The 24,332-nt window shown below is 45.1% G+C and carries 23 protein-coding genes and 1 pseudogene; 12 read left to right on the top strand and 12 right to left on the bottom strand.

Features of this window, described 5'->3' with window-relative positions; all coding sequences use genetic code 11:
- Positions 1 to 127: 127 nt before the first annotated feature.
- The 4 genes from metG to panC all read left to right on the top strand — a co-directional run bounded on the left by metG (position 128) and on the right by panC (position 3,859).
- Complete coding sequence (gene metG, locus CBI30_RS02945) at positions 128 to 1,798, top strand: methionine--tRNA ligase (protein ID WP_088526841.1); 1,671 nt, start codon at positions 128 to 130, stop codon at positions 1,796 to 1,798.
- Positions 1,799 to 1,948: 150 nt separating this feature from the next.
- Positions 1,949 to 2,137 carry a DUF3460 family protein gene (locus CBI30_RS02950; RefSeq protein WP_088526842.1) on the top strand — a complete coding sequence of 63 codons (189 nt, stop codon included), beginning with the start codon at positions 1,949 to 1,951 and terminating at the stop codon, positions 2,135 to 2,137.
- Entirely contained in the window at positions 2,130 to 3,011 is an 882-nt protein-coding gene (locus CBI30_RS02955; protein ID WP_088526843.1) for a segregation and condensation protein A, read from the top strand. The genes CBI30_RS02950 and CBI30_RS02955 overlap by 8 nt, the downstream gene beginning before the upstream one ends.
- Positions 3,008 to 3,859, top strand: coding sequence for a pantoate--beta-alanine ligase (gene panC, locus CBI30_RS02960; RefSeq protein WP_088526844.1), 852 nt, complete (start codon positions 3,008 to 3,010; stop codon positions 3,857 to 3,859). The genes CBI30_RS02955 and panC overlap by 4 nt, the downstream gene beginning before the upstream one ends.
- An 88-nt stretch (positions 3,860 to 3,947) precedes the next feature.
- On the opposite strand, the gene CBI30_RS02965 is transcribed toward panC, so the two are convergent.
- The 6 genes from CBI30_RS02965 to cobA form a co-directional block, all read right to left on the bottom strand.
- Positions 3,948 to 4,388 (bottom strand): PAS domain-containing protein, encoded by a 441-nt coding sequence (locus tag CBI30_RS02965; protein ID WP_088526845.1) that lies wholly within the window; start codon positions 4,386 to 4,388, stop codon positions 3,948 to 3,950.
- 86 nt (positions 4,389 to 4,474) lie between these two features.
- Positions 4,475 to 4,918 carry a cyanase gene (gene cynS / locus CBI30_RS02970; RefSeq protein WP_088526846.1) on the bottom strand — a complete coding sequence of 148 codons (444 nt, stop codon included), beginning with the start codon at positions 4,916 to 4,918 and terminating at the stop codon, positions 4,475 to 4,477.
- A 26-nt stretch (positions 4,919 to 4,944) separates the two neighbouring features.
- On the bottom strand, positions 4,945 to 5,811 hold the full coding sequence (locus tag CBI30_RS02975) for an ABC transporter ATP-binding protein (RefSeq protein ID WP_088526847.1): 867 nt from the start codon (positions 5,809 to 5,811) through the stop codon (positions 4,945 to 4,947).
- Entirely contained in the window at positions 5,801 to 6,661 is an 861-nt protein-coding gene (ntrB, locus tag CBI30_RS02980; RefSeq protein WP_088526848.1) for a nitrate ABC transporter permease, read from the bottom strand. Before ntrB ends, CBI30_RS02975 begins: the two co-directional genes overlap by 11 nt.
- Positions 6,662 to 6,676: 15 nt before the next feature.
- Entirely contained in the window at positions 6,677 to 8,050 is a 1,374-nt protein-coding gene (locus CBI30_RS02985) for a CmpA/NrtA family ABC transporter substrate-binding protein (protein WP_088526849.1), read from the bottom strand.
- Positions 8,051 to 8,070: 20 nt separating this feature from the next.
- A complete protein-coding gene (gene cobA / locus CBI30_RS02990) occupies positions 8,071 to 8,874 on the bottom strand; it encodes a uroporphyrinogen-III C-methyltransferase (RefSeq protein WP_240553477.1) in 804 nt (267 codons plus the stop codon).
- Between the two features lie 150 nt (positions 8,875 to 9,024).
- Here cobA and CBI30_RS02995 point away from each other — a divergent pair, with 150 nt between their 5' ends.
- Genes CBI30_RS02995 through CBI30_RS03020 form a run of 6 tightly spaced genes read left to right on the top strand, consistent with a single transcriptional unit; the run spans position 9,025 to position 17,375 of the window.
- Complete coding sequence (locus CBI30_RS02995) at positions 9,025 to 10,320, top strand: CmpA/NrtA family ABC transporter substrate-binding protein (RefSeq protein ID WP_088526850.1); 1,296 nt, start codon at positions 9,025 to 9,027, stop codon at positions 10,318 to 10,320.
- Positions 10,317 to 12,767 (top strand): nitrite reductase large subunit NirB, encoded by a 2,451-nt coding sequence (gene nirB, locus CBI30_RS03000; protein ID WP_088526851.1) that lies wholly within the window; start codon positions 10,317 to 10,319, stop codon positions 12,765 to 12,767. The genes CBI30_RS02995 and nirB overlap by 4 nt, the downstream gene beginning before the upstream one ends.
- Positions 12,760 to 13,110 (top strand): nitrite reductase small subunit NirD, encoded by a 351-nt coding sequence (nirD, locus tag CBI30_RS03005; protein WP_088526852.1) that lies wholly within the window; start codon positions 12,760 to 12,762, stop codon positions 13,108 to 13,110. Before nirB ends, nirD begins: the two co-directional genes overlap by 8 nt.
- The gene (locus CBI30_RS03010; protein WP_088526853.1) at positions 13,103 to 15,946 is read left to right on the top strand and encodes a nitrate reductase; all 2,844 of its coding nucleotides are present in this window, start codon (positions 13,103 to 13,105) and stop codon (positions 15,944 to 15,946) included. Before nirD ends, CBI30_RS03010 begins: the two co-directional genes overlap by 8 nt.
- 7 nt (positions 15,947 to 15,953) lie before the next feature.
- A complete protein-coding gene (ybiB, locus tag CBI30_RS03015) occupies positions 15,954 to 16,862 on the top strand; it encodes a DNA-binding protein YbiB (RefSeq protein WP_088526854.1) in 909 nt (302 codons plus the stop codon).
- 3 nt (positions 16,863 to 16,865) lie between these two features.
- Positions 16,866 to 17,375: an HPP family protein gene (locus tag CBI30_RS03020; RefSeq protein WP_088526855.1), complete on the top strand. Its 510-nt coding sequence runs from the start codon at positions 16,866 to 16,868 to the stop codon at positions 17,373 to 17,375.
- A gap of 10 nt (positions 17,376 to 17,385) precedes the next feature.
- On the opposite strand, the pseudogene CBI30_RS11415 reads toward CBI30_RS03020, so the two are convergent.
- Positions 17,386 to 17,679, bottom strand: a pseudogene (locus CBI30_RS11415) (HPP family protein); the annotation flags it as partial.
- Between the two features lie 341 nt (positions 17,680 to 18,020).
- Between CBI30_RS11415 and CBI30_RS03030 the strand changes: the two are divergent.
- Both CBI30_RS03030 and CBI30_RS03035 read left to right on the top strand, forming a co-directional pair.
- Positions 18,021 to 18,488 carry a nuclear transport factor 2 family protein gene (locus tag CBI30_RS03030; protein ID WP_206075546.1) on the top strand — a complete coding sequence of 156 codons (468 nt, stop codon included), beginning with the start codon at positions 18,021 to 18,023 and terminating at the stop codon, positions 18,486 to 18,488.
- Positions 18,478 to 19,071, top strand: a complete 594-nt coding sequence (locus tag CBI30_RS03035) for a nitroreductase family protein (protein WP_161492263.1) — start codon at positions 18,478 to 18,480, stop codon at positions 19,069 to 19,071. The genes CBI30_RS03030 and CBI30_RS03035 overlap by 11 nt, the downstream gene beginning before the upstream one ends.
- A gap of 149 nt (positions 19,072 to 19,220) precedes the next feature.
- Here the strand turns inward: CBI30_RS03035 and CBI30_RS03040 are convergent, their stop codons facing one another.
- The 5 genes from CBI30_RS03040 to frc (CBI30_RS03060) all read right to left on the bottom strand — a co-directional run bounded on the left by CBI30_RS03040 (position 19,221) and on the right by frc (CBI30_RS03060) (position 24,293).
- Positions 19,221 to 20,072 carry a bestrophin-like domain gene (locus CBI30_RS03040; protein ID WP_088526858.1) on the bottom strand — a complete coding sequence of 284 codons (852 nt, stop codon included), beginning with the start codon at positions 20,070 to 20,072 and terminating at the stop codon, positions 19,221 to 19,223.
- A gap of 129 nt (positions 20,073 to 20,201) precedes the next feature.
- Positions 20,202 to 21,134 (bottom strand): methionyl-tRNA formyltransferase, encoded by a 933-nt coding sequence (locus tag CBI30_RS03045; protein WP_088526859.1) that lies wholly within the window; start codon positions 21,132 to 21,134, stop codon positions 20,202 to 20,204.
- Position 21,135: 1 nt separating this feature from the next.
- Positions 21,136 to 22,383, bottom strand: coding sequence for a formyl-CoA transferase (frc, locus tag CBI30_RS03050; protein WP_088526860.1), 1,248 nt, complete (start codon positions 22,381 to 22,383; stop codon positions 21,136 to 21,138).
- A gap of 136 nt (positions 22,384 to 22,519) precedes the next feature.
- Positions 22,520 to 22,948, bottom strand: coding sequence for a PAS domain-containing protein (locus tag CBI30_RS03055; RefSeq protein ID WP_088526861.1), 429 nt, complete (start codon positions 22,946 to 22,948; stop codon positions 22,520 to 22,522).
- Positions 22,949 to 23,042: 94 nt separating this feature from the next.
- Positions 23,043 to 24,293 (bottom strand): formyl-CoA transferase, encoded by a 1,251-nt coding sequence (frc, locus tag CBI30_RS03060; RefSeq protein WP_088526862.1) that lies wholly within the window; start codon positions 24,291 to 24,293, stop codon positions 23,043 to 23,045.
- Positions 24,294 to 24,332 lie beyond the last annotated feature (39 nt).

Below are 24,332 nucleotides of genomic sequence, written 5' to 3' on the forward strand. Positions count from 1 at the left end.
TCTTAAATTAGGTTCGAATCAGTATTTACTTTAACCGCAGACTAAAATTAGTGCTGAAGCAGAGGCTCAAGCCCCATAATCTTGTATTCCCATTTGTTGAATTTTTTTCTATTTAAGTCCGCTTTTCATGAGTAGCCCCAAACGTCGCCTGCTAGTTACCTCCGCCTTACCTTACGCTAATGGCCAAATTCATATTGGTCATTTGGTGGAATATGTCCAGACAGATATCTGGGTCCGCTTCCAAAGAATGCGTGGTCATGAAGTTCACTATGTTGGCGCCGATGACACTCACGGTACGCCCATCATGTTGCGTGCCGAAAAAGAGGGCATCACCCCTAAAGAACTTATTGCCAACGTCTGGAAAGAGCACAAGCGCGATTTCGATGACTTCTTAATTTCTTTTGACAACTACTACACTACCGATAGCCCTGAGAATGAAGCCCTCTCTCAGAGTATCTACCTCAAGCTGCGTGATGCAGGCCTCATTGAAAAGCGTGCGATTGAGCAGGCTTACGATCCTGTAAAAGAAATGTTCTTGCCGGATCGCTTTATTAAAGGTGAGTGCCCTAAATGTGGCGCTAAAGATCAGTATGGCGACTCTTGCGAAAAGTGTGGCGCGACCTACTCTCCAACAGATTTAAAAAATCCTTTTTCTGTAGTGAGTGGCGCCACTCCAATTAAGAAAATTTCCGACCACTATTTCTTCAAACTATCTGACCCACGATGCGAAACTTTCCTGCGTGATTGGACTCAAGTCAGAACTCCGTTGCAACCTGAAGCGCGCAACAAAATGAAGGAATGGGTTGGGCAACCTGGAGATAGTAAGCTTGGGGACTGGGACATATCTCGTGATGCACCCTACTTTGGCTTTGAAATTCCTGATGCTCCGGGTAAGTATTTTTATGTCTGGCTTGATGCACCTATTGGCTATTACGCCAGTTTCCTCAACTACTGCCAGAGTAAAGGTTTGAACTTTGAGGAATGGGTTAGACCCGATTCCACTACCGAGCAATACCATTTCATCGGCAAAGACATTCTGTATTTCCACACGCTATTTTGGCCTGCAACCCTACACTTTGCCGGCTATCGCACTCCAACCAATGTATTTGCTCACGGCTTCCTCACAGTTGATGGCGAGAAGATGAGTAAGTCGCGCGGCACACTCATCTCTGCGCACAGCGTGATTGAATCTGGCTTTAATCCAGAGTGGTTCCGCTATTACTTTGCAACGAAATTGAATGACAGTATGGAAGATTTGGATTTGAATCTCCAAGACTTCGTTGCCAGAGTAAATAGCGACCTTTTAGGTAAGTACATCAACATCGCTAGCCGCAGTGCCGGCTTCTTGGTGAAGCGTTTTGGCGGCGTAGTTTCTGATGAAGCAATGCAAAATCCACTAGTGACTGAAATTGCTGCTACCAGTGAAAAAATTGCTGAGCTCTATGAGACACGTGAATACGCAAAGGCGTTGCGTACCATCATGGAATTGGCTGATAAGGTCAATGGCTTTGTGAATGAAAACAAGCCTTGGGAAATTGCCAAAGATCCAGAGCGTGAAGCTGACTTGCAAAAAGTGTGTAGTGTGACTTTGGAGGCATTCCGCCTGTTAAGTCTCTACCTCAAGCCAGTATTGCCGCAAGTCACTGCTGGCGTTGAAGAGTTCCTTTCCGTGCCCGCGATGACCTGGGAAGACGTTAAAACACCTCTATCTAGCCAAAACCCAATCAAACCGTATAAACACCTCATGACTCGGGTTGAAGCACCGCAGATCGAGGCTTTATTAGCTGCAAACCTCTAAAAACGGGCCCAAAAGAGCTAATTTCTGGGAATTGACCAAAAAGTCGGCAGGTTTGTAGGAAAAATCGTTAATAATGATGGGCTAAGCAGAAATCTGTTGCCCAGTAATTTTTCCAAGTTACTGAATTAATTGAGAATTTTAGGAAATATGATGGCTAGGTATACATCCGAATTCACCCAGTTCTTAGATGAGCTCAAATCCGAGCAACCGCATCTCGAAGCGGGTCAGCAAGCTGGTCGTGCACTCCTTTGGGATAAAGAGCCTTTGACTACTGAAGACCAACGTCGCGCCAAGGCTGCCAAATTAAAGCAGCGCCCTTACGTTTATTCGAATGACTAACTCGGGTAATAAGTTGGGATCTGAGCCAAGCGTTCAAGCGGATTTGCTCGATAGCACTCCATCCGTGACGGATGGCATGTCCTCAGCGTTTGCAAAGTTGTATGGTGAGCCACTATTTAAGCTCCCGACAGATCTCTACATTCCACCCGATGCACTAGAAGTTTTCTTAGAGGCATTTGAAGGCCCTCTCGATCTTTTGCTCTACCTCATCCGTAAGCAGAATTTCAATGTCCTCGATATTCCAATGGCACAGGTGACACTACAGTACCTGAGCTACATCGATCAAATCCGCCATCACAATCTCGAGCTTGCTGCCGAGTACCTCTTGATGGCGGCCATGTTGATTGAAATTAAATCTCGCATGTTATTGCCGATGAAAAAAGCGGATAGCGATGAAGAGGTTGATGATCCACGCGCAGAACTTGTTCGCCGTCTCTTAGAATATGAGCGTATGAAACTGGCTGCACAAGAGATCGATCAAATTCCACAGCAGGGTCGTGATTTCCAAATCGCCCATGGCTACGTTGATACTACCGTTGCCGTGACATGGCCAGATGTCAATCAAGATGACTTGCAAATGGCTTGGCGTGATGTACTGCACCGCGCCAAACTCAATCAACACCACACCATAACTCGCGAAGAGTTATCCGTGCGTGATTTTATGACGCGTATTTTGCGTCGCTTACAAGGCACTCGCTTTGTAGAATTCGGCGAGCTCTTTGAAGATGCGATTAAGTCTGGCAAAGGCATTCCAGTAGTGATCGTGAACTTCATTGCAATGCTAGAGCTTTCACGCGAGGCTTTAGTAGAGATCACTCAGGCTGAGCCTTATGCGCCAATTTACGTACGACTCGCCTACACCCCTGTTGCATGAAAATTATTAGCGATATAAAAGAGTTACGTGACCACTTACGTGGACAAAATCGCGCCTCTTTTGTGCCTACTATGGGCAACCTCCATGAGGGCCACTTATCACTGATGCGCCTCGCAAGACAGCATGGTGATCCCGTAGTAGCCAGCATCTTTGTAAACAGGTTGCAGTTTGGCCCTAACGAGGATTTCGATAACTACCCGCGCACCATGCAGGCCGATATCGACAAGCTGGAAAAAGAAGGGGTGTACATCTTATTTGCGCCAACTGAGCGCGATCTATATCCTCAGCCCCAGGAATACCGTGTAGATCCACCACAGCAGCTAGGCGACATCCTTGAGGGCGAGTTCCGCCCCGGCTTCTTTAAAGGCGTCTGCACCGTAGTGCTCAAGCTACTCTCTTGCGTTCAGCCTAAAGTGGCAGTCTTCGGAAAAAAAGATTACCAGCAGCTGATGATCATTCGTCAGATGGCCAATCAATTTGCACTCCCGGTGGACATCATTCCAGGGGAAACCATTCGCGCCGAAGATGGTCTTGCCCTCTCCTCTCGCAATGGTTACCTCTCCACCGCGGAGCGCGCTGAAGCACCAGAATTACAGAAGGCCTTGAAGGAAGTTCGCTTACGCGTTCTTGATTTGAGTGGACGTAATACGCATTCACTCCATGAGATCGAGAAAATAGCAGTTGAGTTGCTTGCTGGTCGCGGCTGGCAACCGGACTACATTGCTATTCGCCAACAAAGTGATTTGGCGCCCGCATCCAATGAAAGTCTTCAGGCAGGAGAGCCACTCGTAATTCTGACGGCTGCTAAGCTCGGTAAGACACGTTTGATCGATAACCTAGAAATCTAACTCTAGGAGTGGATTTGAAATCCATTGATTCTGATTATCTCCTGACGACCCAAAGCAGCTATTCGAAAAGGCTATTTTTGCAGCAAGATTACTCCTTTGGAGCGATACTTGCTTTTTCATATGCAGCTAACTTGGCCTTTAAATTTTGCTCCTCCTGGAATCGCTCTGTTTCATCTCGTATGATCGCTGCAATCGCAAAAGGCTGATTCTGATCATCAAAGATCATTGTGACTGAAAAAGCAATCGAAATAGAGCCACCATCTTTGTGGAGCGCTGGAACGCGCAGCAAGGTATTGCCATACTTTGTTTTGCCGGTTTCCATTGTATGGAAATAACCCTTTGAGTGTCTCTCTCTAAAGCGCTCAGGGGTAATGATGCTGAGAGTTTTCCCCAAAGCCTCATCTTGGCTATAGCCGAAAATACGTTCAGCGGATGCATTCCAGAACAAGATATTTTCATCTCGGTCAGAAATAACAACAGCTTCGCCAATTTGACTAACAAGGGTTTTGAAATCTATAGCATCTTTCATTATTGGCCTCTATTGTTTAGTAATTTATTGCAAGAATACCCCAATAAAAAACCACCCGAAGGTGGCTCTTAGGGATGTTTCTATTGTTAATAGGTTTTGTAGGAAAGGTACTTTCCTGATAGCACCACCTGTACACGATCGCCCTTTGGATCAGGCTCACGTTGAATATCCATTGAGAAATCAATTGCACTCATGATGCCGTCACCAAATTCTTCATGAATGAGTTCTTTGATGGTTGTGCCGTATACACTCACAATCTCATACCAACGGTAGATCAATGGATCGGTTGGTACTGCTGTTGGCAACGAGCCTTTGTAGGGAACAATTTGAAGCCATGCCATCTCTTCATCGGTTAATTCAAATAACTTACCAGCAGCCTCAGCCTGAGACTTAGTAAAGGTCATTTGGCCTAAGCAGCCAGCAGTAACCCACTCCTTTGACTCACCGATAGCCTTGGCGATATCACTCCATTTCATACCATTGCGTACTTTAGCTTCAATAATTTTTTGCGTAACAACAGAACGATCCATTTTTTTCTCCTTGATTTAAGTTTTATTTACTGCGTAATAGTTTCTTCAACCCCAGGTAGAACTATCAGGGGTTTATATGAAGCAAGCTCACCACTGGCTGCTTTCACCTGCAAATCTTTTGAGCGATTCACTAGAAAATCAACTAAATGATTGCGCATTGGGTAGTACATAGCGTCGTGATGTAAGTTGGCACGCTTTCTACCTTTGGGTAGCGTATTCACAACGATTTCAGCAATACGAGCATTGGGCCCATTACTCATCAACATAATTTTGTCGGAAAGCAATATGGCTTCATCAACGTCATGCGTAATCATGAAGACAGTTTGATTTGTCTCTTTGCATATTTTTAAGAGCTCATCCTGAATCACCCCGCGGGTTAAAGCATCTAGCGCCCCAAACGGCTCATCAAGTAAGAGCATTTTTGGCTCAATTGCAAATGCACGAGCAATACCAACCCGCTGCTTCATGCCACCGGACAACTCCGAAGGTTTTTTGTTCTCAGCATTCACTAAGCCAACCATGGCTAAGTATTTTTTAGAATGCTCAGCTATTTTCTGTTTAGACCAATCTGGAAATTTGGATTTAACAGCAAATGCAACGTTTTGTAGAACAGTCATCCAAGGCATTAGCGCATGACCTTGGAATACAACACCACGCTCTAATCCAGGCCCTTGAATCCGCTTCCCAAGCATGATGGCATCACCACCGGTAGCCTCCTCAAGACCTGCAAGGACGTTGAGAATAGTTGTCTTGCCGCATCCAGAGTGGCCAATAATACAAACAAACTCTCCACGATCAATTTCAAAGTTGATGCCTTCAAATACAGGAGGTGCATCGAGCTTATAGGACTTACTGAGGTTTTCAACCTTGAGAAAAGTATTTTCAATCTGCATAAGAAACCGCCTTTTGTAACTTGCCGAATGCAGTGTCAAGCAACATTCCAACAATACCAATTAAAAGAATTGCGAATATCACACTAGAGAGAGATAAGTTATTCCACTCATTCCACAAGAAATAACCAATACCTGTGCCACCAACCAGCATTTCTGCAGCAACAATGACAAGCCATGCAATACCCATGGAGATCCGCATACCAGTCAAAATTGTTGGTGCGGCCGCAGGAAGAATAACTAAGAATGCTTTACGTAATGGAGATACTTCCAATGTTTTGGCTACGTTTAATAATTCTTTACGCACATTCGCTACACCAAAGGCGGTATTGAGCAGCATTGGCCATACAGAGCAAATAAAGATTACAAAGATTCCTGAAATAGCAGAATCTTTAATTGTGTAAAGCGCAATTGGCATCCATGCTAAAGGAGAAATTGGCTTCAAAATTTGAATAAATGGATTGAATGCCTCATAAGCTAAAGGAGACATGCCAATCCAAAATCCAAATGGAATAGCCACTAACATTGCCAACAAAAAACCCAAAGCAACGCGTGCTAATGAGTAACCAAGCTGAATCCCTATTCCCTTATCGTTTGGGCCATTGTCATAAAACGGGTGTGACAACTGCTTAAAGATGGTCTGCCCCATTTGCGTTAGGGTTGGAAAGCCTGTTTTTTGAACAAGCTCGCCACCGCCCTGCCCCATAAGACTGTTGTACTCGCTGGAGTTCGTTGATATTCCAGAGGGTGGCGCAACCTTCTGCGTTGTTGCCATGTGCCATATAAATAGACAAATCAGCAAAATCAATGCAGATAGAATTGCGCCTTTAACTTTAATAGATACTGTTTTCATTCATTAACCTTAGGGTCACACTTTGTTTGTTGGAAAAGACTTCAAGTAGGCTGCTGGCTGACTTGGGTCAAATTCTTTACCCATAATCTTGACCTTCTTGTATCCCGACTTAGCTTGATCAGGAATAGCAATACCGGTCTCGCCCATATACTTTTTGGCATCTGTGAGTAAAAACACTTTCTCAGAGATATCTTTGTAGTTCACATCACCCTTGACATAACCCCAGCGCTGCATTTGAGTCAACATCCAGGTAGCCATGGAATACCAAGGAATTGGGTTGAAATCAATTCGATCTGGTACGTTTTGAACATTGCCTAAACCATCTGCAAACTTTCCTGTAAGAACCTGCATTACCACGGTCTCAGGCTGATTGAGGTAATTAGGAGTAGAGATAACTTTGGCTATTAAAGGTCTATTTTCAGGATCACGCGCCATCGTAGAAGCATTCAGCACGGCGCGATAGAGGGCTGCGAATGTATTTGGGTTCTTGCGGATAAATTCTTCCGAAGTTCCAAAAGCACAGCAAGGATGCCCGTCCCAGATTTGCTTAGTCAGAATATGGATAAAGCCAACCTCGTCATACACTGCACGTTGGTTAAATGGATCAGGCCCTAAGAAGCCATCAATATTTCCTGCGCGTAAATTCGCAACCATTTCTGGCGGTGGAGTTACCCGAATCTGAATATCCCTATCTGGATCTAACCCTGCTTGCGCTACGTAGTAACGCAATAAGAAGTTATGCATTGAATACTCAAATGGAACTGCAAACTTCATACCTTTCCAGTTTTTAGGATCCCGATTATTTTTATGTTTATTAGCTAAAGTAATGGCCTGGCCATTCACATTTTGAATTGTTGCCACGCGCATCTGAGTTGGGTCAGAGCCTATACCCATCGACATAGAAATTGGCATAGGTGACAAAAAGTGTGAGGCATCATGCTCTTTGCTCAGCATCTTGTCTCGAATCAAAGCCCATCCCGCAGTTTTATTCAGCGTAACGTTCAGACCTTGTTTCTTATAAAACCCAAGCGGGTCAGCCATGATGAGTGGAGTTGCACAAGTAATGGCGATAAATCCAATCTTTAAATCTGGTTTTTCAAGCGGAGCCTTTTCTTGGGCCATAGCTTGCAAGGCTCCTATTGGCAAGAAACCTGACAATGCACTCATCGCTCCGCCGGCACCCACAGCTTTCAAAAATGCACGTCTACGATCTTCCTGGGGAAAAAGGGCTTTTACTATGCTGGCTTCAACAAAATCAGCGCTTTGCTGCTCGGCATCCAGTTTTGCGGAAAGTGAATTTGCATGATCCAACTCCGATGCATGCTGTCCGCAACTACAGCGATTACTAAATAAAGGCCTATCTGGGTCAAATGGGCGATATGAGTTCATATTTATCTCCTAGTAAGTAATTAAGATACGGCTTGTAATGCTGCGAAATTCGATTCAGAGCGAATCAATGGGCTTAGTAGTTGTAGTTGCTTTCTATAGACCTCGCCAATCATCACAACAACGGGCTGCCTGTCTAAAAAATGATGATGTACATCGCCAAGACTCAACTCATCTAATGTGCAAGCAAAACCTCGTTCTGATGGAAGGCTGACGGACTCCATCAAGCAGACAGGTGTATTAGATGGATAGCCCTGTGCCATTAAGGTATTCGCTACCTCCGTAAGCTGATCGCGAGCCATGTAATAGATAGATGTTTTATGGTCCTCATGAGAACAACGCCCAGGCAAAGTCGTTAATGTCAGAGTGCGACTTAACTCTCGTGTTGTTGGGGGCTGCTTTAATTGCGCTGAGGCTGCTAAGGCGGTAGTGATACCTGGAACGACTTCATAATGAACCCCTGCCTGCTCTAGCGCATCAATCTCTTCTTGTGCGCGCCCAAAAATCAGGGGATCTCCACCTTTTAAGCGCACCACCACCAAATTCTTACTAGCCGCATCAACTAATTGCTTATTAATAAATCGCTGTGAGCTTGAGTGGGCACCACATCTTTTACCTACTGGCACCATGTTGGTGCTCGTACACCACTCCAACATAGACATATCTATCAAGGCGTCATAAAAAATAATATCGGCTACTGCCAGAATTCGTGCCCCGCGAACAGTAATTAAATCAGCAGCACCAGGACCAGCACCTATAAGGTAAACGCCAGGGATGGGGCTGCTTGCTATTGGTGCGTTAACTGTGGTTACTTGAGTAGAGTTCATGACTCATTTGTAACAGTCAGCCATGCACCTAAATTACCTACGTGAACCAAAAGTGGTCATGCATTTATTTAGCGCACCAATAAAGAGCTTTCCATTTAATTCGGCATTGAGATCTTGCTTATCGTTAGTTATCGACCAAAGGAGCTCTGTATGAAAGATAAAAAGCAATCTCAAGGACTGATTACTAAAGTCTCGATTTCTACTACGACTGATGCAAATCCAACCAGAAGAAAGCTGATCCAATCGATTGGTTCCGCAAGTATTTTGTCTCTCATCGACCCAATGGTGAAGGCTGGTGCGTGGGCCGCGGGATCAGATGCTCCTGAGAAAACTGACGTAAAGGTGAGCTTTATTGCGCTTACTGACTGCTCCTCAGTCATCATGGCCAATCACCTTGGACTAGACAAGAAATATGGCGTCAAGATTATTCCAACCAAGGAAGCCTCATGGGCAGCTATTCGCGACAAGTTAGTTAATGGTGAGAACGATATGTCTCACATTCTCTACGGGATGATGTATGGCCTGCAAATGGGTATTGGTGGCCAACAAAAAGACATGTCATTACTGATGTCTCTCAACAATAATGGCCAGGCAATCACGCTGTCTAAGTCTTTATATCAAAAAGGTGTGACTGACGGCGCCAGCCTGAAAGCGCTGATGGACAAAGAAAAGCGCGACTATACCTTTGCGCAAACGTTCCCAACAGGCACGCATGCTATGTGGCTCTACTACTGGCTTGCCAATTACGGCATTAACCCGTTTAAAGATGCAAAAATTATTACCGTACCGCCGCCACAAATGGTTGCCAATATGCGAAGCGGTAACATGGATGGCTATTGTGTGGGGGAGCCTTGGAATGCTCGTGCCATCATTGACGGTATTGGCTTTACGGCCATCACAACGCAGGCCATCTGGCAAGATCATCCAGAAAAAGCCTTAGGAACCACCTCAGACTTTGCTAAAAGATATCCCAACACCTGCCGCGCGGTTACTGCAGCAATTTTGGAGGCCGGCAAATACATTGATGCATCGACCTCAAACAAACACAGCACGGCCGAAGTGGTATCAGCACCCTCTTTTGTTAACACAGATGTCAACGTGATCCAGGATCGTATGATGGGTCGGTATAACAATGGTATTGGTAAAACTTGGGATGATCCAAATGCAATGAAGTTTTATAACAGCGGTCTTGCAACATTCCCGTACCTCTCAGACGGTATGTGGTTTATGACACAGCATAAGCGCTGGGGCCTGTTGAAAGAGCATCCAGATTATTTAGCAGTTGCTAAAAAAGTAAACAACATTGTCATCTACAAAGATGCTGCAACAGCCTCAAAAACTCCATTGCCAAAAAGTGATATGCGTTCGAGCAAATTATTTGATGGTGTCGTATGGAATGGTTCTAATCCTGCAGCTTATGCAGACAGCTTCAAGATCAAAGCATGAAAAAACAAAAACTCGTCATGATTGGCAATGGGATGGCCGGCGTTCGGACCATCGAAGAATTATTAAAGCTCAACTCCGAACTTTATGACATCACTATCTTCGGGGCCGAACCTCATCCTAACTACAACCGCATCCTCCTCTCTCCAGTTTTAGCTGGAGAGCAAACGCTTGAGCAAATTATCCTAAATGATCTAGATTGGTACAAGAGCAACGGCATTCACTTGCATCTTGGCAAAACAATCACCAAAATTGATCGTAAAGAGCGGACTGTCACAGCGGATGATGGCACTGTAGAGAAATATGATCGCCTACTGCTCGCAACTGGATCATTGCCCTTCATCCTTCCAGTGCCAGGGAATGATTTACCAGGTGTGATTGCCTATCGTGACATCAAAGATACAAATGAAATGATTGATGTGGCAACGCGCTACAAAAATGCAGTTGTTATCGGAGGTGGTTTGCTAGGCCTTGAGGCTGCTAATGGGCTAGCTCTGAGAGGCATGAGTGTTACGGTAGTCCATTTATCCGAATGGCTCATGGAAAGACAGTTAGATAAGACTGCTGCAGGTCTACTGCAGAAGTCACTTGAGGCCAAAGGCCTTAAGTTTCTACTCCAAACTTCAACCGAAGCTTTGATCCCGAATGCTGCCGGTGATCGCGTGGGGCATATTCGATTTAAAGGTGGTCTAGAAATTCCTGCAGACTTGGTGGTAATGGCGGCTGGAATCAAGCCGAACACAGCTCTTGCTGAATCTGCTGGTCTCCATTGTCAACGTGGAATCGTAGTGAACGATACCCTACAGACTTTTGATCCAAGAGTCTATGCAGTGGGTGAGTGTGCAAGCCACCGTGGCACTGCTTATGGTTTAGTTGCCCCTCTATTTGAACAAGCTAAAGTTTGTGCAAACCATCTTGCCGAATACGGAATTGGTCGCTATGAAGGGTCTGTCACCTCTACAAAGTTAAAAGTTACCGGAGTTGATCTCTTTTCTGCCGGAAACTTTATGGGCGGTGAAGGTACTGAGGAAATCACTCTAGCCGACCCAATAGGTGGTGTTTATAAGAAGCTGATTCTAAAAGATGATCGTTTGATTGGTGCCTGCATGTTTGGTGATACCGCAGATAGCACCTGGTATTTTAAGTTGATGCGAGATGCGCAAAGCATTGCAGAAATTCGCGACACTCTCATGTTTGGGGAGTCCAATATTGGTGACGTTGGCCATCAAGGTCACAACAAAGCGGCTGGTATGACAGATGCAGATGAAATCTGCGGCTGTAACGGCGTTACCAAAGGCACGATTGTTAAGGCTATTCGTGAACAAGGCCTCTTTACTTTGGATGAGGTAAAGAAATGCACCAAAGCCAGTAGCTCTTGCGGATCATGTACAGGCTTAGTTGAGCAAGTACTCATGAATGTTCTAGGTACGGACTATTCAGCAACCCCAAGGAAGAAATCTATTTGTGGATGCTCTGACCTATCCCATGATGAGATTCGTCAAGCTATACGTACCGGTCATTTAATCTCTCAAGAGCAAGTTCGCGCTGAATTAAGCTGGAGAACACCAAATGGTTGCGCAACTTGCCGCCCCGCTCTGAACTATTATTTGATTTCGACTTGGCCACACGAGGCTAAGGATGATCCGCAGTCACGCTTTATTAACGAGCGCGCTCATGCCAATATTCAGAAGGATGGTACTTATTCCGTCATTCCAAGAATGTACGGCGGATTAACAACTCCGTCGGAACTTCGCAGAATTGCAGATGTTGCTGAAAAATACAAAGTTCCAACAGTCAAGGTTACCGGCGGTCAACGCATCGACTTACTAGGCATAAAGAAAGATGACTTACCGGCTGTCTGGAAAGAACTAGACATGCCATCAGGTCATGCCTACGGTAAATCGATTCGTACAGTAAAAACTTGTGTTGGTGATGAGCACTGCCGTTTTGGTACACAGTCTTCAATGAAAATGGGTGTCGATCTTGAGAGAATGCTCTTCGGCATGTATGCACCTCACAAAGTCAAGCTGGCGGTCTCGGGCTGTCCACGGAACTGCGCTGAAGCCGGCATTAAAGACGTTGGTATCATCGGGGTCGAATCAGGCTGGGAGCTTTATATCGGTGGTAATGGCGGCATTAAAACTGAAGTTGCCGAATTCCTCTGCAAGGTTAAAACAGATGAAGAAGTACGCGAGTATTCCGGGGCATTCTTACAGTTATATCGCGAAGAGGCATGGTATTTAGATCGCACAGTCCATTACCTAGCTAGAGTAGGCATGGAATATATCAAGCAAAAAGTAGTTGAAGACTCTGAAAATCGTAAAGCCCTCTATGAGAGACTGCTGTTTGATTTGAAAGATGCTCCAGACCCTTGGAAGGATTTCGAGAGGGCCGGTGTCGATATTCGTCAATTTAAAACCATTCCAATTGTTGAGGTGGGCAATGTCTAATAGTTCACCATCAAAAGATTGGCAAAAGATTACTACTGTTGAAGAGATTCCGGTGCTGGGCTCTCGCGTTATTCAGGCGCCCGCTGGTCAAATAGCCATTTTCAGGAACTCAGAGGATGAAGTATTTGCTGTGCTAGATGAATGCCCCCACAAGGGTGGACCTCTCTCCCAAGGGATCGTTCACGGCAAATCGGTCACCTGCCCCCTGCACTCTTGGAACATTGATCTCTCTTCTGGTTGCGCTGCTGCCCCTGATGAAGGGTGCGCCAAGTCTTTTGCAGTAAAAGTTGAATCTGGCGTGGTCTGGTTAAACCGCGAGGAATTGCAAGCTACTCATGGCTGAAGTTAAAAGTACCTGTTGCTACTGTGGTGTTGGTTGCGGCGTCATTATCGAAACAACACCATCTATCAATGGGAATCTAGAAGTCACCGGAGTCCGTGGCGACCCAGACCATCCAGCAAACTTTGGCAGACTTTGCAGCAAAGGTTCTACGCTTCACCTCACCGCAAATCCTAGCCTGCAAAAACAAGCTCGTCTAGGTTTACCAGCAATCAGGAATGCAAGAGGTGAAGCGCCAATCGATTGCACTTGGCCTCAAGCAATCAAAACTGTTGCTAAGAAATTTGCCGACATTATTAATGAGCATGGCCCAGAATCTGTGGGAATCTATGTTTCAGGTCAGCTGTTGACAGAGGACTACTACGTCTTCAATAAGCTCATGAAGGGCCTTATTGGATCAAATAATATCGACACCAACTCGCGCTTGTGCATGTCTAGTGCCGTTGCAGGGTACAAGCAAACACTGGGAATGGATGCACCCCCTTGTTGTTATGAAGATATAGACTCCGCGTCAACCATTTTCATTACAGGATCGAATACAGCATTTGCGCACCCTATTCTTTATAGACGCCTAGAGGATGCACGCAAAAAAAATCCCGACTTAAAAGTCATCGTTGTGGATCCCAGAAAAACGGATACTGCAAAAGAGGCAGATCTTTACCTTCAAATTCAGCCGGGCACCGATGTCGCGCTTTATCACGGCATGCTCTACATCATGCTCTGGGAAAAATGGATTGATGAGTCGTACATCAAATCCTATACCGAAGGTTTTGATGCACTCCGAGATCTTGTGAGAGATTTCACACCTAAAGCCGTGAGCGAAATCTGTGGCATCAAAGAAAAAGATTTGTTCCAAGCAGCACAATGGTTTGCAAGATCGCCTGCAACACTCTCGATGTATTGCCAAGGACTCAACCAATCAGCATCTGGTACAGCTAAGAATGCAGCCCTAGTAAATTTACATCTGGCTACCGGTCAAATTGGTAAAGCAGGTGCAGGACCCTTCTCTCTCACTGGTCAGCCTAATGCTATGGGCGGTAGAGAGGTGGGTGGTTTAGCCAACCTGCTATCGGCCCATAGAGATCTCGCCAATCCAGAACATCGTGCCGAAGTAGCTAGTTTATGGGGCGTACACTCCGTTCCTGAAAAACCTGGACTTAGCGCAATCCCGATGTTCGAGGCATTGCGTACTGGATCGCTGAAAGCTATCTGGATTGTTTGCACAAATCCCGCGCAATCTATGCCAGATTTGAATGCAGTTCATGAGGGCCTCAGCAAAGCTGAGTTTGTCGTTGTTCAAGAGGCCTATGCGCATACAGCCACTACACTCTATGCAGATGTACTTCTACCAGCGACGACCTGGGCTGAAAAAGTAGGTACCGTAACAAATTCAGAGCGAAGGATTTCGAAGGTAAATGCCGCAATCGATCCATACGAGTCAGCTAAACATGATTGGCGAATTGCTCTCGAGATTGGACATGCTCTAGAGGCGCTCTTATCTGGAAATAGAATAGAGGGCGTCTCAACCCTCTTTCCATACAGTGGGCCAGAAGATATTTGGAATGAGCATCGTGAAAGCACTAGAGGTCGCGATCTCGATATTACCGGTCTCAGCTATCAAATTCTTGAAGATCGTGGACCACAACAATGGCCAATGCCGAAGGGTTCTTACTTTGGCAAGAAGCGGCTCTATGAAAATGGCGTCTTTCCCACAAAAGATAAGAAAGCCCACTTTATTGCCGCCCCCTACAAAGCAACTGCTGAATCTGTAGATGCCCGCTACCCATTCGCCTTAAATACTGGGCGCTTACGTGACCAATGGCATGGCATGAGTAGAACTGGAACAGTCGGCACTCTATATGCTCACTCCCCCGAACCTTGCGTAGAACTTTCACCTAAGGATGCTGGGAGAATGAATCTAGAGAATGGTGATCTGGTTCATGTCACCAGCCGTCGTGGAAGCGAGATTTTTCCAGTAAAAGTATCGGAGGATATTGCCTCATCTCAAGCCTTTATTGCCATGCACTGGGGCTCTGAGTTTATCTCCGGTGCCGCAGGCAAAACACCAAGCCGCGGGGTCAATGGCTTAACCTGCAACCTCATTGATCCAGTATCTGGCCAACCAGAACTAAAGCACTCCGCAGTCAAAATTTTGCCAGCGAATTTGCCATGGCAATTGGTGGCATTTGGCTTGTTTCACAAAAGCGAAGCATTTTCTATTCAAAATGACTTGCGTAAGTTCTTAGCTCAGTTTGATTCATCACAATGCGTCTTATTTGGTAGAGAACAAGATAGCGATCTCATCGGGGTCTCTTTTAAGGCGGCGCATCATGGTGACCCCCTTGAAGAGCCAGAATCTGTAGCTGCACTCGCCCTGAAACAAGTGATTCGCAAGTTCAAGTTAGATGAAGAAACAGCAGAGCCAGTTATGCGCTATAGCGATAAGCGCAGAGGCATTGTTCGACTAGTTCGAGCGCGCGATACGGTCTTATCTGCGATGCTGACAGGTTCAATTGAGAGCTTGGCAAGCACTGCATGGCTGAGAGAGTATTTAGAAAGTGGCTTAGATGCAAAAGCTCTCGGCAGATCCCTATTAATGCCAGTGAGTAAACCTCCTATAGAAATTAAATCTAAAGGGAAAGCTATCTGCAACTGCTTTAATGTCTCCGCAGATGCAATCACACTCCATTTGGCCAAAATGCCAGCAAGCACTATCCTAGATGAAGCCATGGCCGCCCTCCAATCAGAAACTCACTGCGGAACTAATTGTGGCTCCTGTAAACCTGAAGTGAAGCAAATCATTTCCAGCTTCTTCATCAACACAGAAGTACCCGCATAATCAAACGATGAGTATTAGCTCCTTCTTAAAGATTATCGGTCGAGGTAGTAAGGGCTCAGGCAATCTTGATCGCATTCAAGCCGAAGAAGTATTTACTCAAATCCTGAATAGCAACGTCAGTGATCTTGAGCTTGGGGCATTTTGTATTGCTATGCGCATCAAAGGTGAGTCGGTCTCTGAGCTTTCAGGGTTTATGGATGCCCTAGAGCCTCATTTGAATCTGATAAACCTAGGCTCACGTCCGTGCATAGTGCTACCCAGCTATAACGGCGCACGAAAGCAGGCAAATCTAACGCCGCTTTTAGCCGGCATGCTCTTCAGTCAGGGGTTTACCGTTCTTATTCAGGGCATAGAAAAGGATCAAACAAGAATAACAAGTCATGAGATTTTTAAGTGGCTTGATTGGCCCGTCCTCAAAAACCCGAGTGAATTTAGCTCTCTACTGAACGTAAATACACCCATATTTTGCCCTCTCAGCGTCATTTCACCGGCACTACAAAAATTACTGGATGTGAGGGAGCGAATCGGTCTTCGCAATACGGGGCACGTGCTTGCAAAACTGATTAATCCAACCACCCAAAATCCTTGGCAAGTATCCAACTATACCCATCCAGAGTATCCAGAGAAATTACGAGAGTACTTTCAACTTCGTTCGGCAAATACAATTTTGATGAGGGGGAGCGAGGGTGAACCAACCGCATCCCCACAAAGACTTCCTGAGATGCATTTTTTATTCTCAGGCAGAGATGAAGAAACTAGTCCTGAAGAGCGCTTCACCGATTTAAGTCCGTTTAATGCAATAGATGCAAAATCTACAGCTCTTATGACAAATAAAATACTATCAGGTGAGATTAGCTGCCCAGGCTCAGTTTTGAGTCAAGCCAATACCATGGCCAGAATGGCTGGGATAATCTAAATTGTGCGTAGAACTTTATTACGATTAATTTGGGTTTCATTGGGCGCCATGATTGCTCTGGGTCTGGCTCTCCTACTTACCAAATCACCAACATCTCCATTACTACTTGCGTCTTTAGGTGGATCCACGATATTTTTATTTGGACTAACGGGCGCTCCTGCGGCACAACCAAGGGCTTTATTTGGTGGTCGCCTAATCAGCGCTCTCATCGGCATTATTTGCTATCAACTATTTAGCGATGCTTTGTGGGTTTATTTATTGGCTGAAGTGATTACCTTAGCTGCCTTACTAATTACCCAAACTGTGCATCCACCAGCTGGAGCCAACCCACTCATCATGATTCAAGCGCATGCTGGATTTGGTCACTTACTAGCAGTTGTCCTTGTAGGCGTTACGATTCTTGCCGTAGTTGCAGCGATCTGGAGTCGCCTTACACCCGGTAAGACACTTCGCTATCCAGTTAGATGGAATGAACCATCACCAGCGTCAACCAATTGGAGTGTTTGGGGTTAGTTAAGGCTACTCACCCTAATTTTTTAACTAGAGCTTTATTAAAAAAACTCGCTGCAACCAGAATTAAAGAATCGACCAAGATGGGATGTATTGCAAAATCATAGCTTTTTGTCCCAGACATCACAATGAAGATGCTTAAAAATACAGCCGGAGGATGAATACACCTTAACAGATACATCCCACCTATCGTTCCAGCAACAGCAAATAGAATTCCCATAGAATTTGATGGAAATACATACACGCAGATAAAGGCTACACATGAAGCCATTAGGTTCGCCTCTATTAAAACCAATGGTGAAAATAGGCAACTATCGGGGAATCAAAAGATGCACAGAGCGCTAACCCCAAACACTGCCGTAACCATATTCTCTTCTGGAGTTAAGCCCCCAAAAAGATGATTTAAAGTGGCAATTGATAGAACAGTAACTCCTACCCCAATTGATACCCTCAGCCTGTCAGACCAAGAGTAATCGCCTTGTTGCGCAGTAATCATATTGAAGCAGTCAATAAACTTTTTTAGTAACTTGCGCAGAATATGTTCCCATTCATATATTCGGCATATGCACCAAAAAAGGCATATTTCCCCATATTGTATAAAGCCCTTTGTGTAATCTTAGAGCTACACAACCCAGAATAGAGCAAAACATGGAACAGAAGCCGCCTTTACCCCCTTTTACCAAAGAAACTGCCATTCAAAAAATTCGTATGGCCGAGGATGCCTGGAATACTCGGGACCCAGAAAAGGTTTCCCTGGTTTACACGGAAGATACTGTCTGGAGAAATAGGGCTGAATTTCCCAAGGGCCGGGAGCAAGTAAAGGAATTTTTGCATCGCAAGTGGGCTAGGGAACTTGACTATCGATTAATTAAAGAATTATGGGCGTTCACAGACAACCGCATTGCCGTTCGCTTCGCTTACGAGTGCCGGGATGATTCTAGGAATTGGTCGCGAAGCTTTGGCAACGAGAATTGGGAATTTAATGAGAATGGCTTCATGATGAGACGTTTTGCCAGCATCAATGATCTACCCATCAAAGAATCAGATCGAAAATTCTTTTGGCCTCTTGGAATACGGCCGGATGATCACCCGGGGCTGAGTCATTTTGGCTTCTAGTAATTTAGATTCGCTCGGTGCCTTTGCAGATGCACTGATCCATAGTCGCCAGCATGTTTCACCCAAAAGACTTATTGCGCCTGGCCCTACCCCATCCCAGAAATTAGAAATTCTGAATGCGGATGGAGCCGCCCCCGATCATGGGAAGGTAACGCCTTGGCACTTTTATGAAGTCAGTCCCGAAAGTCGTAATTTATTAGGCGATTTGTTTGCAGACACCCTTATAGCAAGAGATCCCAGCGCAACGCCAACACAAATTGATGAAGCAAAGCAGAAAGCCTTTCGAGGGCCATTACTTTTACTGGCAACCGCTAAGCTGAACAAGGAACAAGATAATATTCCCGAGCATGAAAAACTCATCTCCGCAGGATGTGCAATTCAAAATATTTTACTAATGGCTAACGCATTGGGCTTTGGCTCAGGGCTATCAAGCGGTAAGGCACTATATAGTCAAAAAATCAGAGAGTTATTTTTACTAAACGATAAAGAGGAGCCTCTCTGCTTTATTACTATTGGGACCATCTCGGTTCATAAACCCAATAAACAAAGGCCAGATGCAAGTTCTTATAGCTCAGTTTTCTAATTGGATCTATTGGATATTTCTGCTCTCCAAGCAGTAAATTGACCTAGCCGACTGTCGCCTACTGGCCGATTTCAGACGCCTGAGTCAATTTGATCAATTAGGCACTTATCACCCAAATGAGTCTCATGAGTTGCTCCACAAAAGCGGGGCTACTTGGTAATACCTAACGTCTTTTGCCCACCCCAGTAATAGTCGAGCAGCCTTTCAAAAGGCTCCGACTGAAGAGCACTCGGACCAATGAATGGATTGTTATAAAGGATTAGTAAATAGAAAATTAGGCTGATAGAGGCTCCTAACAGTGCAATCATCGTAGCGTGTATTCTTAGGTTTTTCATCTTGAATAGTGATGAAAAGAATAAAAATAAAACCGCACTAAAAATCAGTGCGATCCACATAGGTTTATCAATTAACGATTTTGCACTTTCAACACGGTTCCTTCGCAACTCTCGATAAATAGACAACAATCTCAGCTCTTCCTGTTGCGCGGCTAATTCACCATTATTTTTTGGCACATAGTGAATAATTAAATCATGAAAAGATCTCAAATCTTGATACGCACGTAGATCATATTGACCCTTAGCAAGCAATGGCCATTCAGTTTCAACAACTTCCTGTACATAAATTTTTAATTGTTTTTGACCTGCATCCCTTACCTCTGGTGGGTAAGCTTCAATCGTACGATACATATTAAAGAGTGCGTTAGCCTCTTTAGATACCGTATCGCTTACATTATTGTAGTTTTGCCAAACAGTGATCGTAATAAAGGCTAGGATAAAACCGAAAATAACGCTCATTGCATTTGCAAATATTTCACCAAAGTCGGTATGATCTGCAAAATGTAACCAAGTGACATACTTTTGCACCAAACATAATATTACTAAGCCGCCAAGAATGAAGGCAGTCATAATAAGCAAGAGAAGGATGAATGGAGGCAAATTGAGGATAAAGGCTGTCATATTAATTTTTAGGTTGAATACATAATATTTTTCCAACACTAACATGAATATCTATTCCACTTGACAGACTTGCATCTATCTAGAGTGACAAACCTATGAGCCTTCTTCTTGCACGGGATTTCTGCTGCAGAGTGTCACCTCAAGGCCGTTAGCAACTATTCCAAAGCAATAGATCTAAAGCGTGAAGAACTGGCTTACTTCTAAGTTCAACTCTTTGGCCAATTCAGCGCCAGTTACTTTTCCAGCCGCACCTTTTGCCTTTAGCACTTCAATCTGTCCACCGTGACAGGCAATAAAGAATGAATCCAAAGTAATTTGGGTAACTTCACCAGGCTTGCCATTGACTGCACCGAAGGTCGCAGCTACATGTTTATGACAATCGTAGATCTGCACCTTTTGTTCACCAAACTTAGTCCATGCGCCAGGCGCAGGATTGCAGGCACGAATTAAATTGTAGATTTGAGTAATGTGTGTTGCCCAATGGATTTGAGCAGCGTTCGCATCAAACCAGCCTTCATAGTTCGCCCGTGATTCATCCTGGATAAACTCCTGATGCTTGTCAGCAACCACTAGATCAGCAGCTTCAAGCAGGGCTTGAATGCCTTGAGGGAACAGGTGATCAAAATAGACCTTACCCAAGGTGTCGTCAGGTGCAATAGGCACTTCTTTTTGCAGAATGATTTGGCCTTCATCTAAGCCGTCAGATGGACGGAAGATGGTTAAACCGGTTTTCTCTTCACCCAAAGCAATTGCCCAGTTAATGGCGCTAGGTCCACGATACTTTGGCAATAAAGAGGGGTGATATTGAATGGTGCCGTGACGTGGCAGCTTCACTAATTCTTGAGGGACAAACTGAAGAACGTAGGCCATGACACAAATATCAGCACTACTGTCAATCATCGCTTGCGCTGCTTCAGGACCCTTGAGGGAGGCAAATTGCAAAGGGGTCAAACCCCTTGCAAGCGCCGCCTCTTTCAATACCTCAGGCTTAGTCGATTTTGGATTATCAGGCGGGCAAAAAACAGCAACCACTTCATCGCCGCGATCTAAAAAAGCTTCTAATGCTGCCTTACCAAAATCAGCACTCCCAATCAGCGCAACACGCATCTTAGATCACCTTATCGTGACGAAGTGAAATCAACTCATCAGTCGAATATCCGAGCTCACTGAGAATCTCATCAGTATGCTCACCTAACAGTGGTGAACGCACTACATCTGTTGGGCTATCAGACAACTTAATTGGATTGCCCACCGTAAGGTACTTGCCGCGAATTGGGTGATCCACTTCAACCACCGTTCCAGTAGCGCGCAACGCTGGCTCTTCAGCAATTTCCTTCATAGATAAAATTGGTCCACATGGAATGTCGTACTTATTCAGGATATCCATGACTTCGAACTTATTCATGGTCATCGTCCACTTTTCAATTTCACCAAAAATTTCCATCAAGTGTGGCAAGCGGGCCATTGGAGATGCAAATCTCACATCCGTAATCCAATCTTCGCGACCGATCACCTTGCAAATAGCCTCCCAAACAGGAGCCTGAACAATGACATACATATAAGCATTCGGATCGGTTTCCCAGCCTTTGCATTTGACAATCCAACCTGGCTGACCGCCACCAGAGGCATTACCAGCGCGCGGAACAGAGTCACCAAACTCGCCATTCGGAAATTGTGGGTACTCTTGCATGAGACCAACGCGCTCTAGGCGCTGTTGATCACGCAGCTTCACGCGACACAAGTTCAATACAGCATCTTGCATTGCTGCCAATACTTTTTGACCACGGCCAGAGTGGGTGCGTTGATACAGCGCTGTCACGATACCCAGTGCTAAATGTAAACCTGTACCACTATCGCCAATCTGAGCACCAGTGACCATCGGAGGGCCATCATCAAAACCGGTGGTAGATGCAGAACCACCCGCACATTGCGCGACGTTTTCATATACTTTGCAATCCTCGTAAGGGCCGGGACCGAAACCTTTAACTGAAGCCATAATCATCATGGGGTTGAGTTCTTGAATACGCTCCCAAGAAAATCCCATGCGATCGAGTGCGCCTGGTGCAAAGTTCTCAACGAGAACATCACACTCTTTAATGAGACGCTCTAAAATTTCTTTACCGCGAGGAGTTTTAGTATTAACCGTTATCGAACGCTTGTTATGGTTCAACATCGTGAAATACAAACTATCGGCATCTGGGATATCGCGCAATTGCCCGCGAGTTGCATCACCCTCACCTGATTTTTCTACTTTGATTACATCTGCACCAAACCAAGCGAGTAACTGAGTACAGGTTGGGCCTGATTGAACGTGGGTAAAGTCGAGGACTTTCACCCCATCTAATGCTTTTGCCATGATTAAAGTCCTAATAAAATTGAAATTTTTGAATTAACCCAATTTTACCAGTGAGGGATTCTGATGAAACCAGCGGCTTGGAATATGCCTTATTCCAAGCAAAAATAAGGTAGTAACCCTTACTTTTCACCATAAACTATGCTTGAGGCCCCTCCAGATCAGAGATGCGCTTCTTTAGCGCCCTTTCTTCAGCAAAGCGCTCGGTCTCATCACGAATCACTGCTGCGACTCCATTGGCCTGATGTTTTTCATCAAATAGCATGCCAACAGTAAATGCAATTGATAAGGTCCGGCCATCTTTATGTTTGGCGGGAACTTTTAATAATGAAGTGCCATAACGCGTAGTGCCAGTCTCCATGGACTTGCTATAGCCCTCAGTATGCTTTTGGCGCTGACGCTCCGGAACAATTAAGTCCAAAGTATTGCCCAGCGCCTCTTCTTCTGAGTAGCCAAAAATTCTGGTGGCTGCCGCATTCCAAAGAACAATTTTTTCATGGGCATCGGCAACAATGACTGCATCGCCAACACAGTCGAGTAATTGAAGCAAATCTATAGTTGTTTTCATATGGGTAGTCTAAAGACTTTTCTAAATCGCGGTCAATAAAAAAGGCGCTCACTAGGAGCGCCTTTGAAGCTAAAACAAATACTGCTGATTATTATTAAACTGCTTTAGCAGCGTGCAACTTAGCAATATCATCTGCACTGTAGCCAAGGTCAGCTAACACTTCATTAGTGTGCTCACCCAAAAGTGGTGATGGACCAACTTCGACCTCTAAATCAGAGAACTTGATTGGGCTACCAATTGTCAAATACTTACCACGTACCTTGTGGTCAACCTCAACAATAGAACCGCTCTTACGCAAGTCTGGTGAATTAGCCAATTCTTTCATTGAGAAAACTGGTGCACAAGGAATATCGAACTTGCGGAGAATGTCTACAGCTTCGTACTTAGTCTTATCCTTGAGCCACTCTTCAATCGTTGCGAAGATGTCAAAAATCTTGTCTTGACGAGCTTCTGCAGTCATATAGGCTGGATCTGTTGCCCACTCTGGCTTACCAATAGCACTGGTGATTGGCTCCCAAGCATGACCTTGAATAGTGAAGTAAATGTAGGCGTTAGGATCTGTTTCCCAGCCCTTACACTTCAACACCCATCCTGGCTGACCGCCGCCACCAGCGTTACCGCCACGTGGAACTACATCGGTAAATGTGCCATGTGGATACTGTGGGTACTCTTCGAGGTAACCGATTTTGTCCAAACGTTGTTGATCGCGCAACTTCACGCGGCACAAGTTCAATACAGCATCTTGCATTGAGCAAGATACTTTTTGACCTTTGCCAGTTTTTTGACGCTGCATCAATGCAGTCAAAATACCAATCGCCAAATGCATACCTGTATTGCTATCGCCCAAAGCAGCGGCAGAAACAGTAGGAGGACCATCCCAGAAACCAGTTGTGGAAGCGGCGCCGCCAGCACACTGAGCAACGTTCTCATACACTTTTAAGTCCTCGTATGAGTGGCCATCGCTAAAGCCTTTTACAGAAGCCATGATCATCTTTGGATTCAATTCTTGAATACGTGCCCAGCTAAAGCCCATACGGTCTAAAGCGCCTGGACCAAAGTTCTCAACCATCACGTCAGATGTCTTGATCATCTTCTCTAAAACTTCTTTACCTTCTTGAGTCTTGGTATCCAAAGTCAAAGAACGCTTGTTACCATTCAACATAGTGAAGTACAAAGCATCTGCGCCTGGAATGTCACGTAATTGGCTACGAGTTACGTCGCCTGAGCCTGGACGCTCAACTTTAATCACGTCAGCGCCGTACCAAGCCAACAGCTGAGTACATGCAGGACCAGCCTGCACGTGCGTGAAATCGATAATACGAATACCGTCTAATGGTTTAGTCATGTTTGATTCTCCTTAAAGTATTTCTTATTTGTTACTAAA

Origin of the sequence: Polynucleobacter aenigmaticus (assembly GCF_002206635.1) — a bacterium.
Taxonomy (GTDB): domain Bacteria; phylum Pseudomonadota; class Gammaproteobacteria; order Burkholderiales; family Burkholderiaceae; genus Polynucleobacter; species Polynucleobacter aenigmaticus.